This window comes from Cellulomonas composti (assembly GCF_007990245.1).
Lineage (GTDB): Bacteria > Actinomycetota > Actinomycetes > Actinomycetales > Cellulomonadaceae > Cellulomonas > Cellulomonas composti.
Genome location: NZ_BJWG01000005.1, coordinates 225,206 through 240,625 on the forward strand (window position 1 = coordinate 225,206; position 15,420 = coordinate 240,625).

Consider the following 15,420-nt stretch of genomic DNA (forward strand, 5'->3'; position numbering starts at 1 on the left):
TTCTTCTAGCGATGCCGGAGCGAGGCCGGCCGTCACGCCGGCGGTGAGCCCCCGGACTCCACGCCGTCGGCGCGCATCTGGAGGCCTGGGTCGGGCGGGTAGCCGCAGCAACGGAGCATGCGGACGCGGTCCAGCGGGCCGCCGAGCGGTGAGTCCATGACCGCGCGGACGGGCGGTTCGAGCAGCAGGCGGCTGGGATGCCCGCTCTCGTCGGACGCGCGGACCTCGCCGCCCAGCGGGAGCGCGTCGCGGATCCATTCGGCCAGCGCCGGCCAGCGCGTGGACAGCACGGTCCACAGCGCGAGCGTGGCCGGCTCGATCGGCTCGGGCTCGGTGATCCGCGCCGCGAACGCCACGTTGTAGGACATGAGGAACCGCTTGGTGGCGCGAGGGTTCGGCTCGAGCAGGTGGGCGTACTGCTCGAGCAGGTGGCGTTGGCGCTGCGTCCGGTGCGTGTCCGAGCGGCGCGTGCGGAGCACGGCGTCCGCGAGCTCTTCGCGTTGCTGCGCGGGGAGGTCGGTGGCCTGCGACATCACGTCCGAGAGCAGGGCGTCGAGCGACTGTGCCTTCGTCGTCGCAACCTCCGGAGCCGCCGAGATCTGGGCGGCGAGGTTCGCGGCGCGACCGGCGGTGTCGGTCGCCTCCTCGCGCAGGTCGAGAAGCCGGGTCAGGTAGCCCGAGACCTGCGACCCGCTCAGCCGCGGAAGCTCGATCCGGAGCTGGAACAGCTTGTCGAGGAACAAGTGCCCGAGCGGGCGGCCGGGCTCGCTGACGTACGGGGAGAACACCTCGTACGCGTGCTCGTACGCGGCGCGCAGCCAGCGGCCGTCGCCTACTGCGAGCACGATGAGCGCCTCGGGCTGGTGGTCCGGCCGCCGTCGGGACGGCGCGTGCCGCAGGAGTGTCTGCACAGCGTCGAGCAGCTCGACCGCGAACACGTCGTTGCAGCGGTCCAGGTCGTCCAGCACGAGCAGGATCGGCCGTGGCGACGAGCGGCGGATGGACCAGATCTGGTCGGCGACTTCGTCCATCGGGTTGTCGGTCAGCCGCTCGTGCACGCGCGCGCCCTGCACGGAGCCGAGCGACAGGAACCTGCTGCCCAGACCGCCCATGGCGGCGGCGAACGCGACGACCGCAGTCACCACGCTCATCGTCGCGCTCACGTCCACCGCGCGGGCCCACAGCACGCCGAGCACGACGAGGACGACCATCGGCGGCAGCCAGATGCGCCACAGCCGCCGTAACGCCTGCGCGAACCTGGTCACGTCGAAGCGCCGGCGCGCCCAGAACCCGAGCGACGAGCGCACGTCGGTACGCAGCTGCCCGAGCAGCGCCCACCACGCCGGCGAGAGCTGGGACGAGCGCCAGGCGTCGAGACTGACGATCGTCCACGGCTGTGGTCCCGTGCGCAGCGCGTCGGCGAGGAAGCCGACGAGCGTGCTCTTGCCCGCGCCCCAGGGTGCGTCGAGGTGCGCGGCGAACGCCTCGGGCCGGTCGTGGGCCGCGGCGAGCTCGCGGAAGAGGCTCGCGAGCTCGTTCGCGAGCGAGGCTCGACCGAGCTCGTCGCTCGACGCCGGCTGGTCGTGCACGAGGTTCGTCAGACCCGCGGCGACCTGCGCGGGCTCGGGTGCCAGGGTCGGGTCCGGTGTCGGGGTCGAAGCCGGTTCGCGGGCGGGGTCCCGAGCCGCGGTCGGGTACAGCTTCGCCAGCTCGTCGAACGCGGCCTCGTCGTCGACCACGACCAGGAGGCGTGCGTCGTCGGGCGCGGAGGAACGCCAGCCCTGCTCGAGCGACCGCATCCAGGGCACGGCCGAGGCGCCGGGCAGGCTCATCACGAGGTCGGGCGTCGCCACGGTACGCAGGCCACGGTCGGCGAGGTGCCGGCCGAGTGCCGCCCCGACCTCTTCGATGGCGTTCAGCGTCACCCGGCCTGCGACCCGATCGGGCGGCACCGTGCCCGCGAGCACGACGAGTTCGCGACCGGAGTCGGGAGCGACGTCGACCGGCACCACCTGCCCGGACCGAACCCGGCCGGGAGGATCCGATACCCCAAGCCGGCCGACGACCCTCTCCCACTGGCCCGCGACCGGCCCGTCCTGGAACGCCGGGACCACGAGGACGTCGGCCGCGGCCGCCACGACGTCGCCGAGCGACACCTCGATCCGGAGTCGATCCCGCGCGGTGTCTGCAGCCTGCGGTGCGCGCTTCGTCCGGCGTGACCTAGCCGTGGGCTCGGGTGCGGGGCTCTCGATCGGTTCGCGGGACGCCCGCTCCTGCTCGTCGGGCGCGGCGCTGGAGCTCGGGGTCTTTGTCGCCATCGCGCGTCCTCTCGGCCGGCCGCCATCACCAGTGTGGCCCCGGAGCGCCACGACGTCACTCGCCCGATCCCCTTCGCTCCTGCTCCGACGTGCGGAGCCCGCCGGCGCCGGGCGCCCAGGCTGGCCCCGTGCCAGCGCAGCCCGACGCGTGGGGGCGAGTTCGAGGTTCTGGTCGCGGATCGGAGCCAGAACCTCGAACTCACGGAAGGGCGAGGCCTGTCAGACGGCGCACTCGCAGACGAGCTTGTACTCGACGACCTGCTCGTCCGGCTGCGCCCAGCGCTCCGCGTACTCACGCGAGGCGAAGCGGCGGCCCGCCAGGCGGCCGTTGGCCAGCAGCACGGAGAACTCGATCTGCTCGCGCGGGTCCACCCACGCCACCGTCTCGGGCATCACAGCCTCCTTGGAACACCAACACCAACGGCCCTCGTCGGGATGACGAAGGCCGCGGCGCTGACAGAAGTGGAGGTGGCGGGATTGGAAACTGCCTGGCGGCGTCGTCGGGTGGGTCCGCTATCGAACTGACCAGTGGGTCTACCGGACGGTCAGATTGGGTCCAAAGCCCTCAGGAGACGTGTTGTTGACGTGGTCAACGCTCGCCCGGCGGAGTGGAGGCTGGCACCCTCCCACGCTGAGCCGTTCGTCTGGAGGTCGCTGCGGACCGCCCTCGCCCTCATACGCTACGCCCCTGCGATCCGCTCCTTGGCGATGAGCGCTGCCCTCGACAGAGTGCACCGGTTGAGGTCTCCGCGGCTCTGGGGGACCGAGCCGGCACTCGCTGGCCGTCGCTTCCAGCGCGCTTGCCAGGTGCAGCGCAGCTCGGTGGATCCGCTGATCCACGCGAGGTCAGTGACGAGTGTCAACGACGGCCCAAAGTGAACCCCCTGGCGACGGGCGGGTTCGAGGGTTCGTCGCAACACTCCTGGTAGATCACGGGGTGTGGAGATGGGACGTCGCGGTCGGGTGATCTCACGCGCCGTCGACAACGAGATCCTAGACTGCTTCGGATGGCGGTTCGCATGGCGGTCCGCTCTCGTCCTTCGTGCAGAACACACGAGCGACCCGGAATCTGAAGCTTGTTCCATCGCCAGCGTCTCGACCTGGCGGAGAGGTTCGCTCGTGACTCCGTCGACCGCGCCGACCTGCCGGAGCGTCTAGCGTTCGCATCTCTCAGACCAACCGCTTCGAGATCACCCCGAAGCGTGACCCGGGCCGACTACGCTGCTCTCAGCCAGCAGGTTCGCCCGCATAGAAGCGACAGGGAACCTGGGGCGGTTCAGGTACTTCGCAATGACTCACACGGCCGGGCTCCGCTTCGGCAGCGGAGGATGACGGTGGGGATCGGCCTGGAGGACCTTGCTCGGGTGCTCAACATGAGCCCGCTCACTGGCGCGTGGTTTGAGCAGACCGAATCGGTCGTGGGGTTCGCTCCTCAGAAGCCCAGCGCGATGCGACCTGTGATCCTGCGCCACTGGGCCCCAACCGGCGCGATTGCGGTCGTGTTCGCCCGAACGACGAAGACATACAGGATCGAGGTCTTCAACCCGGCCCACGATCACCGCGACGACCGGCCAAAGTGCTGGCTCCGCGAGGACGGGAACATCATCGTGTCCCGACCCCTGCCCATCGCCAAGGACGACCTCGACGAGGCGCACCGTATGTGCTTCGAAGACGACCAGGCGACCATCGACGCGGTGAAGGCGGCGCGATGGCAGACGAAGTGATCCCCGACAGCCCGCTGAGCGAGATTAACGAGGAACTCGACCTCGGCGATGTGAGCACGGGCGACCTGCAAGCCCTGATCGACGAGCACATCCAGCAGAAGCTCGGGCCTCTGTGGCTCCGTGAGATCGAGACTGCTGTTCCACGTGTTGCGCGCCGCTACCCGCCCGCCGTCTACGCTCGCAGCTTCGAGTGGGATGACGACGCCATCAGGGACCTCGTGCAGGATGTCGTCGAGCGCATGCTGGTGAAGGGTCAGGCCGAGTACATCTGCGACACCGCGAACGACTTCGGCCACGCGCGCGCCCTGATCTACCGCCAGGTGAAGATGACCCTGATCGACCGCCGACAGCGGACCGCAGTCGACAACCTCTTCGACCGGGCGGTCGAGTGTCTCAGTGCTCCGCCGTTCAAGCAGGCAGGGAAGAAGCCCCGTTCCTGGCGTCTCAGTGGCTCGACGGCCGAGCCCACACCGTACTCGCGGCGGCTCACCGCGGCGCTCGCGGCGCTGCCGAGGCTCCCCGGACACGGAGCGGAACGTGCTAGCGCAATCTGGACGACGGAGACGCTCACGGACGCGCTGAACGTCGTGTGTGCCGCAGTGGGCGAGGTCACGGAACTCGATCTCAGGAAGATTCTCGACGAGTCGTTGACAGTCTTCGCAACAGCGGAGGTTGTCACTGATGACGCCGGGACTGAAGACCGGTCCGGCGAACTCGACCCAAGCGACCGCATCATGGCGAACGACATCACTGAGCGACTGATCACGACCCTCACGCGCGAGGAAGCCACGCTGCTTGCGGGCAAGTGGATCGGAGACTCCGACGGCGACATCGCACGCCGCCTCGGCGTGAGCCGTCCCACAGCAGCGAAGCACAAGGAGTCCGCGTACTCCAAGGTTCGCGACGAACTCACCTCGCAGAACGAGGCGGTCGTCGGATATGTGTTCGGGCGCCTTCAGACACTCGTGATCGCCAAGGCGGGAGGAGGTGCACCATGACCGGCATCGAGATCGGTGGCATCTACCGCACTGTGGCGATGGACCGCGACACGCCCTCCGCATTGGTCCTCGTCACCGACTTCGACGACGCGACGCAGTCACTCACGGTGACGCTCTTGAGCCCCGACATCGAGTTTGGCTCCAGCGCGGACATCGTCCTCTCGGGAGACGAGATTGGCCGCACGTACGGCCTTCTCGCGGAGTCCGACATCTTTGGGTACGTCTGGGTCGTCCAAATTGATCGGCGCGTTGGCCGGGTGGAACCAAGCGTGCTGACGGCGCTCACCGAGCTTCGCGACGAAGGGGCAATCGGTCGCCCGGTTGCTGGCCCGCCGGTAGTCGGCCGCGACGACCCTCGTTGGAACTTTAAGATCCACGAACTAAAGCGTCTGCAACGACTCACCGCAGACTGCACCCGAGAACTGATCGACGGCGAGCGGGTGGTGTCGATCGACCCGCACGCCCTCCGCGTCCCCTTCACAGAAACCGAGATTGCAGCATTCGAGGAGTTCGTTGTCGAGGTCGTCGAGAGTGTGGAGCGCGGCACAGCCCGAGTTCCCGGGTGGTTGGTCGACATCGCACTGGATGCCGACCTCGTTGCCTCGTATCGGGCGGCGGGCCTCTACAATTCGCTCCGGCTGCTCTGGAAGGTGGCCGACACAGCCGACGTACCGGCCGCGTACCACCCGTCGCGTACTCGTCTCGAGCACTTTCATCAATTCCAGGTCGATACGACGGCAGCCTCCGGGCATTCGTCCCTTTGGCTCCTCAGCCGATCCACCGATGTCAGAGGCCCGATTGAGGCGCGCGCCGCTCGGACGCGCGACGGACGCCTCTTCCAAGTAAGCCTCGTCTCCGCCAGCGCGCGCGTCACCCAGTACCGAGAGGTTCACGCATGAATAACCCACTTGGCGAGCGTCGCGTTTTTGCCACGCGGAGGGGTATCACCCTTCGCGTCTGGCGCCTACATAACTTCAAGTCTGTGCGAAACGCCGAGATCGAGCTTCGCCCCTTGACCGTTGTGGTGGGCGCGAACAGCGCCGGCAAGAGCACGCTCCTCCAGAGCATCCGAGCCGCGAGTCAGGCGACCGGAACCGCAGGCTATCTATATCCGCTCAACGGTCGGGGGGTTCGTCTCGGGACGGTGGACGAGGTGAAGTACCGCGGTCCGGGTAGCGACGACGAACCACTCGGCATCGGGGCCGACTTCGAGATTCAAGTTCCGCGCGGCGTTTTTCGAGAAGGCAGATCGATCGCCTCCGGCCCATCCGCGCCGGTGCTTGCGACTCTGTCCTGGGAGGTGAAGCTCGGCGAGTCCTCGCAGCAGAAGGGCATTGCCAAGATCGAGCGTCTCAACGTCGACCTGAAGCCCCAAGATCCAGACACCCTGCCGCGAAACGCTCCGCGCCTGGACCGGGCGTGGGTGCTCGCGATCGCCGATGACGACGCCGAGGAACTGGTGCCATTTGACGAGGACGACGAGGCGGTCTCGATCCCGCACTACTTCTCTGGCCAGTTCGCCGGGGCCAACGGGAACCTCATGGAGGTTGTCGACATCCTCGTTACCGGAGGGTTCCCGCTCGAGGCCTCAGTGATGCGGCCACGCGCCGAGGTGTTGTTTGAGACCTGGCGTGACACACTCCTACGTCGGTCAATCCGCGAACGGGATGAGATCGAGCCGGATCTTCTGTCTGTGGCGAACGCGATCGACGAGGTCAGCCGCGACCTGCTCGCGATCCACGCGACCGCCGCCGCCGCCAAGGCAGACTACGCAGACGCCGTGCGATTCGAACTCAGTTCCCGACCGCCTGCGACGCGCTCCAGGATCGATCTCAATAGCGCGTCCTCCGAGACGTTCAGCGACACGATCGTCAAGACGCTGACCAAGGGCGGCGTCGAAGGCGAAGTCCCGTTCCCCCACCGCCTGGACGACCTCGGCAGAGCCTCTGAAATCGCGTCGTCCTACTTGAGGTCGGGCATCCGCTATCTGGGACCGCTCCGTGAAGAGCCGCGCGCCGCGTATGCCGACTCGCCCGAAGGCGACGACAGCTACGTCGGGCCGCGGGGCGAGTTCACTGCTTCTGTGCTCCAGCGGCACGGCGACCGCAAGGTCAGCGTGCCGACACCCGACGACGACGGAGTGATCAAGACGCCTCGTCGCCCGCTCCAGCTCACGACAGCGGTGAACCGTTGGGCAAAGTACCTCGACATCGGCGAGAGCTTCTCCGTCTCTGACCAGGGCCGCTTTGGCATCCAGATGCAGGTGCGACAGGCTGGCGTTCAAGCCGACCTCGATCTGACCAGCGTTGGCACTGGTGTCAGTCAGTTGCTGCCGGTGATCGTCATGTGTGTTCAGGCCTCTGTCGGCTCGCTCCTCCTCATCGAGCAGCCTGAACTGCACCTGAACCCCAAGGTGCAGCAACGGCTCGCTGACTTCCTGCTGACGATCGCGCAAAGCGGGCGGCACCTGATCGTCGAGACGCATAGCGAGTACCTGATCTCACGGCTGCGGCGGCGCGTTGCCGAGGACGAGAATGACAGCCTCCAGGACACGATCGGCATCTACTTCGCCAAGCGCGTCAATGGGGCGACCACCTACGACCTCGTGCAGCAGAACGAGTACGGCGGCATAGAGGAGTGGCCAGAGGACTTCTTCGACCAGGCCACTGAGGAGGAGCACGCGATTCTCTCCGCGGCGGTCAAGAAGCGCCGCGCGAAGACCGCGAAGGCCGAGTAGCTACCAGCGCTTTACATCGGCCGAGCCAAGCCGGGTTGGTCTTGGTGTCCGACCGATAGGCAAGACGACAACACGCACGAAGGGAGGCGCCGCATGGCAAGAGTCGCGCGCAGGATCGAGACGAAGACCCTGGAGCAGAAGCTCTGGGATGCCGCCGACGCCCTACGAGGCAACCAGGAGCCGAGCGAGTACAAGCACGTCGTGCTCGGCCTGGTGTTTCTCAAGTACATCTCCGATCGGTTCGAGGGTCGGCGCAAAGAGATCGATATCGAACTCATCGCCGAAGGGCTCAAGCCCGAGCAGGTGGAGCGCCTCGTCGAGAACCGCGACGAGTACACCAGCCACTCCGTGTTCTGGGTCCCCGCTGCCGCGCGCTGGGGAGTTATCCAGAAGTCCGCTAAGCAGCCCGAGATCGGTGAGTCCATCGACAACGCGATGGACCTTATCGAGCGGGAGAACCCGAAGCTCCGCGGCGTGCTTCCCCGCAATTACGGCCGTGAAGACCTCGACAAGGGCCGCCTCGGCCAGCTCGTCGACATCATCGGCTCCATCGGCTTCACGCCCAGCGATGACCACGGTTCCGACGATGTGCTCGGCCGCGTGTACGAGTACTTCCTTGGGCAGTTCGCCGGCAAGGAGACCGGCAAGGACGCGGGCGCGTTCTACACACCTCGTTCGGTCGTCAAGACGCTCGTCGAGATGCTGGAGCCGTACCACGGCCGCGTGTTCGACCCGGCGTGCGGCTCAGGCGGCATGTTCGTGCAGTCCGCCGAGTTTGTGAAGGCGCACGGCGGCAAGCGCAACGACATCTCCGTATATGGCCAGGAGTTCACCGCTACGACCTGGAAGCTCGCGAAGATGAACCTCGCAGTGCGGGGCATCGACGCCGACCTCGGCGACAGGTCAGCCGACTCCTTCACCCAGGACCTCCATCCCGACCTACGCGCGGACTTCGTGCTCGCCAACCCGCCGTTCAACGTCAGCGACTGGTGGAACGCGAAGCTCGCCGACGACCCCCGCTGGAAGTACGGCACGCCGCCCGACGGCAACGCGAACTTCGCATGGGTGCAGCACTTCATCCACCACCTCAGCCCCCGGGGGACCGCCGGTTTCGTGCTTGCGAACGGATCACTCAGCTCGAAGAGTGGCGGTGAGGGCGAGATCCGCCGCAAGCTCGTCGAGGCCGACCTCGTCGACTGCATCGTGGCGATGCCTGACAAGCTCTTCTTCAACACCGGAATCCCCGTCAGCCTCTGGTTCGTCAGCCGCGACCGCGGCGGCAGTGCAAAGCACCGTGCTCGGAAGGGCGAAGTGCTCTTCATCGACGCCCGGAAGCTGGGCGCCATGGTTAACCGTCGGCTCCGCGAGCTGTCCGACTACGACATCGAACAGATCGCAGGGACGTATCATTCGTGGCGCAACCACGACGGCGACTTCGAGGACATCGCCGGTTTCGCGAACGCCGCAACGTTCGACGACATCGAGGGCCACGGCTTCATCCTCACCCCCGGCCGGTACGTCGGCTCTGTGGAGCTCGACGACGACGACGAGCCCGTCGAGGACAAGGTCGAGCGACTCACCAACGAGCTGTTCAGTGAGTTCACACGCGGCCGCGAGTTGGAGGACGAGGTTCGTGCACGACTATCGGCGGTGAATCCACGATGAGCGTTCTCGGCGACTATGCCGAAATCACCGCGTCGCAAGTCGCGCCATCTCGCATGGGCGCTGACCCAGTTTCTATATTCAGCATTCCGGGCTACGATAACGCCAGGACCCCAGAGACGATGCTACCTTCGAAAATAGGCTCCGGGAAATCGAAGGTCGGCTCTCCCTGTGTTCTCTTGTCGAAGCTCAATCCTCGCATCCCGCGAATCTGGCTTCTTCGCCACCCGGATGAGCAGACGTATTGCTCACCTGAGTTCCTGCAGATTGTGCCCAACGGCCCGGGCCTTGACCTGCGATACCTGTATTACCTGATGTGGTCAAACGTGACCAAGATCCAGGAGGCCGTGACAGGGACCACGGGCAGCCATCAGCGGGTGAGCAAAGAAGACGTGCTACGGCTGCCGTTGGCCATGCCGCCACTAACTGAGCAGCGGGCGATCGCGGCAACGCTTGGCGCCATCGACGACAAGATCGAGTCCAATCAACGTGTGACCACAATGTTGATGAAGTTGGCCCGAGCGCTTCTCGACTCCTCAGTCTCGGGCGAAGCGCGGCGCGTGCCGATCGGCGACATTGCCGAATTTCACAATCGGCGCCGTATCCCACTGTCGAGCAAGGAACGAGAGGCTCGAGTCGGCGACATCCCGTATTACGGCGCCACGGGGATCTTCGGGTACGTCGACGAGGCCCTGTTTGACGAGGTCCTCGTCCTCGTGGGCGAGGACGGCAGTGTGGTCCGCGAGGATGGCGGACCGGTGCTCCAGTACATTTGGGGCAAGGCATGGATCAACAACCATGCACACCCGCTGACGGGCCGGGGTATCTCAGACGAACTGCTCTTTCTCGCACTTGATCGTAGCGACATCCGTCCGATCGTGACCGGCGCGGTGCAGGCGAAGGTAAGTATGGGCAACCTGAAGTCCGTAGTCGTGGAACTCCCGACCGGAACGGCGTTCCGGACCCTCGAGCAGCACCTGGCGACGCTCTTCGCGCTCTATAGGAGCCGCGCCGACGAGACCGCGCGCCTGATCAGGGTCCGCGACACTCTCCTTCCGGAGCTCCTCGCCGGACGTATTCACGTCCCCGCGGAGGCTGTCGCGTGACCGCCTTCAACGAATCCGTGGTCGAAAACGCCGCTCTGGAGTGGCTCGCCGAGCTCGGCTACCAGACCCTTCACGGACCGAGCATCTCCCCCGGGGGGGACGGCCCCTGGCTTCGCGACTCGTTCGCCGATGTGATCCTCATCGACCGGCTACTGCCGATCGTGCGTGGACTCAACACCGACTTCGACAACACCGTGATCGACCAGGCGATCAAGCGCCTGCTGCGCGCAGAGTCGCAGAACCCGGTCGACGAGAACTACCGCATTCACCAGTTCCTCATCGGGGGCGTACCCGTCGAGCGCCGGGACGCGGACGGTCAGGCGCGCACTGTCCGCGTGAAGCTGATCGACTTCGAAGCGCCCGAGATGAATGACTGGGTGGCGGTGAACCAGTTCACGGTGACCAAGGACGGCAAGAATCGCCGGCCCGACGTCGTCGTCTTCGTGAACGGCATGCCCCTGGCGCTGTTCGAGCTGAAAAACCCCGCCGACGAGAACGCCGACATGAAGGGCGCCTGGAACCAGATCCAGACCTATCGCCGCGACATCTCTCCGATCTTCGACTTCAACGCCGTCACCGTCATCTCTGACGGCGTCCCGAGTGCCTCGATGAGTTCCTTCACCGGCGCGTTCGAGCATTACGCACCCTGGAAGACGATCGACGGCCGCGATGTCGTCACCGACCGCCCCTCCCTCGAAGTGCTCATCCGAGGCGTGTTCGAGCCCAAGCGGTTCCTCGACGTCCTGTGCCATTTCGTCGTCTTCAGCGACGAGACGATCACTGACAAGGCTACTGGCCAGCCGATGCGATCGCTCATCAAGCGCGTCGCGAAGTACCACCAGTACTGGGCCGTGAACACGGCCGTCGAGTCGACCGTCAAGGCCGCGCGCCCTGAAGGCGACAAGCGAGGCGGCGTCGTCTGGCACACCCAGGGCTCGGGCAAGAGCCTCGAGATGGTCTTCTATGCTGCCAGGATCATGCGCGATCCGCGGATGGAGAACCCGACGCTTGTCTTCATCACCGACCGGAACGACCTCGACGACCAGCTCTTCGGCGAGACGTTCTCACCCGCAACGATCCTCCCCGAGAAGCCGGTGCAAGCAGAGCACCGATCGCATTTGCGAGAGTTGCTCACGCGGGCATCCGGCGGAATCATCTTCACCACTCTCCAGAAGTTCGCGCCTGAGGAGCGGGGCGACACCAACCCCGTGCTCACGAACCGGCGCAACGTCATCGTCGTCGCAGATGAGGCCCACCGCTCTCAGTACGGGTTCAGCGAGACACTCGACGCCGAGGGCCGCCTGAAGTCCGGGCTCGCCAAGCACATGCGCGACGCGCTCCCCGATGCCACCTGCCTCGGGTTCACCGGCACGCCCATCGATACCGCCGACAAGTCGACCCGTGCCGTCTTCGGCGACTACATCGACGTCTATGACCTTACCCGCGCGGTCGAGGACGGGGCGACGGTCAAGATCTTTTACGAGCCCCGACTCGTCAAGGTTGGTATTAGCGATTCCGCGTACGGGGAACTCGACGACCTCGCTGACGAGATCACCGAGCAGGTCGAAGAGACCGCCGCGTCGGCGGCGAAGTCACGCTGGGCCCGCCTCGAAGCGATCGTGGGCGCGGAAGAGCGGCTCGACCTTGTCGCCAGTGAGATCGTCGAGCACTGGGAGAAGCGGCGCGAGTCGCTGATCGGCAAGGGCATGATCGTCGCGATGAGCCGCCGCATCGCCGTCGAGCTCTACGAGAAGATCGTCACGCTCCGCCCCGATTGGCACACTGACGACCACCGCACGGGGAAGATCAAGGTCGTTATGACGGGGTCGGCCTCCGACCCGCAGGATTTCCAGCGGCACCTGCACGACAAGGCGACACGCAAGGAGATCCAACTCCGGGCGAAGAACGCCGACGACGAACTGGAACTCGTCATCGTCCGCGACATGTGGCTGACCGGTTTCGATGCGCCCTCCATGCACACGATGTACGTCGACAAGACGATGCAAGGGGCCGGTCTCATGCAGGCCATCGCCCGCGTGAACCGGACCTTCCGCGACAAGCCCGGAGGTCTCATCGTCGACCTGATCGGCGTGTACGCCAGCCTGCAAGAGGCGCTCAAGGTGTACTCGCCGTCCGACCGTGATCAGGCGGGTGTGCCGATCGACGAGATGATCACGGTAATGCTCGAGAAGCACGACATCGTGAGCGCGCTGCTGCACGGTGTCATGTTCGACTCATCCCCTGAGTTGCCAGCGTCCGAACGCCTCGCGCAGTACGCGAAGGTGCTCGACTTCGTGATGGCCGACCCTGATCGCACAAAGCGTTACAACGACCAGGTGCTGGCCCTCGCCAAGGCCTTCGCGCTCTGCGGGGCACGGGACGAGGCCACCGCGATCCGCAACGATGTTCGTCTCGTCGTTGGTGTGCGGGCCGCGATCCTGAAGATCCTCGATCCCGGATCGGGTCGCAGTGGATCGGGCGCCGTCGATGTCGACACGGCGATCGGGCAACTCGTTAACGAGGCCGTGTCGGGCGACCGAGTGATCGACATCTACCAACTCGCCGGCGTCGAGACTCCCGAGCTGTCGATACTTTCGGACGAGTTCCTCGACGGCCTGGCGGACAAGGACCAGCCGAATCTTCAGATCGGCCTACTGCGCCGCCTGCTCGACGACCGCATCCGCACGATCAGGCGCAGCAATGTCGTACAGACGCGCAAGTTCTCCGAGATGCTCGAGGAGGCGGTCAACCGGTACAACAACCGGTCGCTCACTTCAGCGCAGATCATCGCCGAACTGGTTACGCTCGCCAAGCAGATGCGTGACGATATGCAGCGGCACACGGCCCTCGGCCTCCGCGAAGACGAGATCGCCTTCTACGACGCCGTAGCGCAGAACGAGTCGGCACTTACCAAACTCGGCGACGAGACCCTTAAGGCGATTGCCCGCGACCTCGTGCGCACGATCCGCGACAACTGGACCATCGACTGGGACGTCAAGGAGAGCGTGCGCGCCACGATGCGCTCGGCCGTCCGCCGCATCCTTGTCCGTTACGACTACCCGCCTGACGCCGAGCTCGAGGCCATCGAGCTCGTCATCGAGCAAACCGAGATCTTCGCCGCCGACGAGGAGGAATTCGCCTACTGAGGCTTTACATCCTCCTGGTCAGGTCGGATTGACCTATGTGACACAGGAAGGAGGTAGCCATTGAACGAGATCAAGTGCCCGCACTGCGGGGCCGCGTTCACCATCGACGAGGCCGAGTACGCCAGCCTCGTGCAGCAGGTGCGCACGGCGGAATTCGAGATGGAGCTCCACGCCCGGCTCGCCGAGGCCGACAAGGCCAAGAAGGCCGAGATCGCGCTTGCTGAAGCGAAGGTCGCCCATCAAGCGCAGGACGCTGCCACGAAGAAGGACGCTGAGATTCAGCGCCTGAAGAACGAGGTCGAAGGCGCCGGCAACGCTCAGGCGCTCGCGATCGCGGAGGCCGCCACGAACGCCGAGAAGGCTCTCGGAGCTAAGGACGCCGAACTCGAGCGGCTGAAGGCCGAGCTGGAGGGCACTGGCACCACTCAGGCCCTCGCGGTCGCGAAGGTCGCTGAGGAGGCCCAGAAGGCGGCAGCCGAGAAGGACGCCGAGATCCTGCGGCTTCGCGCCGAGATCGACGGGGCCGGCACCAGTCAGGAGCTGGCCGTTACGAAGGCGGTCTCGGAGGTGCGACAGAAGCTCATCGCGGCCGAGAGCCAGCTCGCGCTTCAGGCCGTCGAGCAGCAGGTCAAGGAGTCGGCGCTCAAGGAATCGCACTCCAAGGAGGTCGCGCTCCTCCGCGAGCAGGTCGAGCAGTACCGAGACTTCAAGGCGAAGCAGTCGGTGAAGCTGCTGGGCGAGTCCCTCGAACAGCACTGTGAGACCGAGTTCAACCGCGTCCGCGCGATGGCGTTCCCGAATGCCAAGTTTGGCAAGGACAACGACGTCTCCACCGGAACCAAGGGCGACTACATCTTCCGCGACTTCAGCGACGACGGGGTCGAGTTCATCTCGATCATGTTCGACATGAAGAACGAGGCCGACACCTCGGCCACCAAGAAGAAGAACGTCGACTTCCTGGCCAAGCTCGACAAGGACCGTCGCGACAAGGGCTGCGAGTACGCGGTGCTCGTGTCCATGCTCGAAGATGACTCCGACCTGTACACCGGCATCACCGACGTCTCGCACGAGTATCCGAAGATGTTCGTCGTCCGGCCGCAGTTCTTCCTCGCCATCATCGCCCTGCTCCGCAACGCAACGCAGGGCACGATCCAGGTGAAGGCCGAGCTGGAGCAGCTCAAGCAGCAGAACATCGACATCACAGGTTTTGAGTCGAAGCTGTTCGACTTCCAGACGCGGTTCACCAAGAACGTCGGCGACGCGGCGACCCAGTACGACAAGGCCATCGACACGATCGACGACGCGATCAAGAAGCTCGAAGGCACCAAGGAGGCGCTGCGTCTCTGGGTTAAGCACCTCAACACGGCCAGCGGTCGGGCGAATGACCTGACAATCCGCTCTCTCACGCGCGGAAATGAGACGATGAAGCAGAAGTTCGCCGAGCTCGAGCCGCCGCAGGAGCCCGAGGCTGCCTGATCCACACCCTGCGGTGCCCCTCGCCCTCGAGCGGTGAGGGGCACCGCATGTAATACCGTTTCAGTAGCGGCTACGGTCCTCACAGCGATAATCTCGGATGGGAACCGTGGACCCGCCAGACATCGACCGCATCGCGCGCCTCGATGCCACGTTCCGGGCGGCGTCGGGGCTGACCGACGACCGCTTCTACAAGATCTTCTACTCGGCGATTATCCCGGCACCGCTACTCGTGTTGGGATTCAACCCGACTTGG

At 65.6% G+C, this 15,420-nt stretch carries 10 protein-coding genes; 8 read left to right on the forward strand and 2 right to left on the reverse strand.

Features of this window, described 5'->3' with window-relative positions:
- Positions 1-32: 32 nt before the first annotated feature.
- Both CCO02nite_RS07650 and CCO02nite_RS15660 read right to left on the reverse strand, forming a co-directional pair.
- Positions 33-2,318 (reverse strand): P-loop NTPase fold protein, encoded by a 2,286-nt coding sequence (locus CCO02nite_RS07650; RefSeq protein ID WP_146842527.1) that lies wholly within the window; start codon positions 2,316-2,318, stop codon positions 33-35.
- A gap of 219 nt (positions 2,319-2,537) precedes the next feature.
- Positions 2,538-2,711 carry a hypothetical protein gene (locus CCO02nite_RS15660; RefSeq protein ID WP_186812616.1) on the reverse strand — a complete coding sequence of 58 codons (174 nt, stop codon included), beginning with the start codon at positions 2,709-2,711 and terminating at the stop codon, positions 2,538-2,540.
- A 941-nt stretch (positions 2,712-3,652) separates the two neighbouring features.
- Here CCO02nite_RS15660 and CCO02nite_RS07655 point away from each other — a divergent pair.
- The 8 genes from CCO02nite_RS07655 (at position 3,653) to CCO02nite_RS07690 (ending at position 15,167) form a co-directional block, all read left to right on the forward strand.
- A complete protein-coding gene (locus tag CCO02nite_RS07655) occupies positions 3,653-4,042 on the forward strand; it encodes a hypothetical protein (protein WP_146842528.1) in 390 nt (129 codons plus the stop codon).
- The gene (locus CCO02nite_RS07660; protein WP_146842529.1) at positions 4,027-5,040 is read left to right on the forward strand and encodes a helix-turn-helix transcriptional regulator; all 1,014 of its coding nucleotides are present in this window, start codon (positions 4,027-4,029) and stop codon (positions 5,038-5,040) included. Before CCO02nite_RS07655 ends, CCO02nite_RS07660 begins: the two co-directional genes overlap by 16 nt.
- Positions 5,037-5,939: a hypothetical protein gene (locus CCO02nite_RS07665; RefSeq protein WP_146842530.1), complete on the forward strand. Its 903-nt coding sequence runs from the start codon at positions 5,037-5,039 to the stop codon at positions 5,937-5,939. Before CCO02nite_RS07660 ends, CCO02nite_RS07665 begins: the two co-directional genes overlap by 4 nt.
- Entirely contained in the window at positions 5,936-7,777 is a 1,842-nt protein-coding gene (locus CCO02nite_RS07670; protein WP_146842531.1) for an AAA family ATPase, read from the forward strand. Before CCO02nite_RS07665 ends, CCO02nite_RS07670 begins: the two co-directional genes overlap by 4 nt.
- Positions 7,778-7,870: 93 nt before the next feature.
- A complete protein-coding gene (locus CCO02nite_RS07675; protein WP_146842532.1) occupies positions 7,871-9,442 on the forward strand; it encodes a class I SAM-dependent DNA methyltransferase in 1,572 nt (523 codons plus the stop codon).
- Positions 9,439-10,545 carry a restriction endonuclease subunit S gene (locus CCO02nite_RS07680; protein WP_146842533.1) on the forward strand — a complete coding sequence of 369 codons (1,107 nt, stop codon included), beginning with the start codon at positions 9,439-9,441 and terminating at the stop codon, positions 10,543-10,545. The genes CCO02nite_RS07675 and CCO02nite_RS07680 overlap by 4 nt, the downstream gene beginning before the upstream one ends.
- Entirely contained in the window at positions 10,542-13,691 is a 3,150-nt protein-coding gene (locus CCO02nite_RS07685) for a type I restriction endonuclease subunit R (RefSeq protein WP_146842534.1), read from the forward strand. The genes CCO02nite_RS07680 and CCO02nite_RS07685 overlap by 4 nt, the downstream gene beginning before the upstream one ends.
- A gap of 60 nt (positions 13,692-13,751) precedes the next feature.
- Positions 13,752-15,167, forward strand: a complete 1,416-nt coding sequence (locus CCO02nite_RS07690) for a DUF2130 domain-containing protein (protein WP_146842535.1) — start codon at positions 13,752-13,754, stop codon at positions 15,165-15,167.
- The last annotated feature ends 253 nt before the right edge of the window (positions 15,168-15,420 follow it).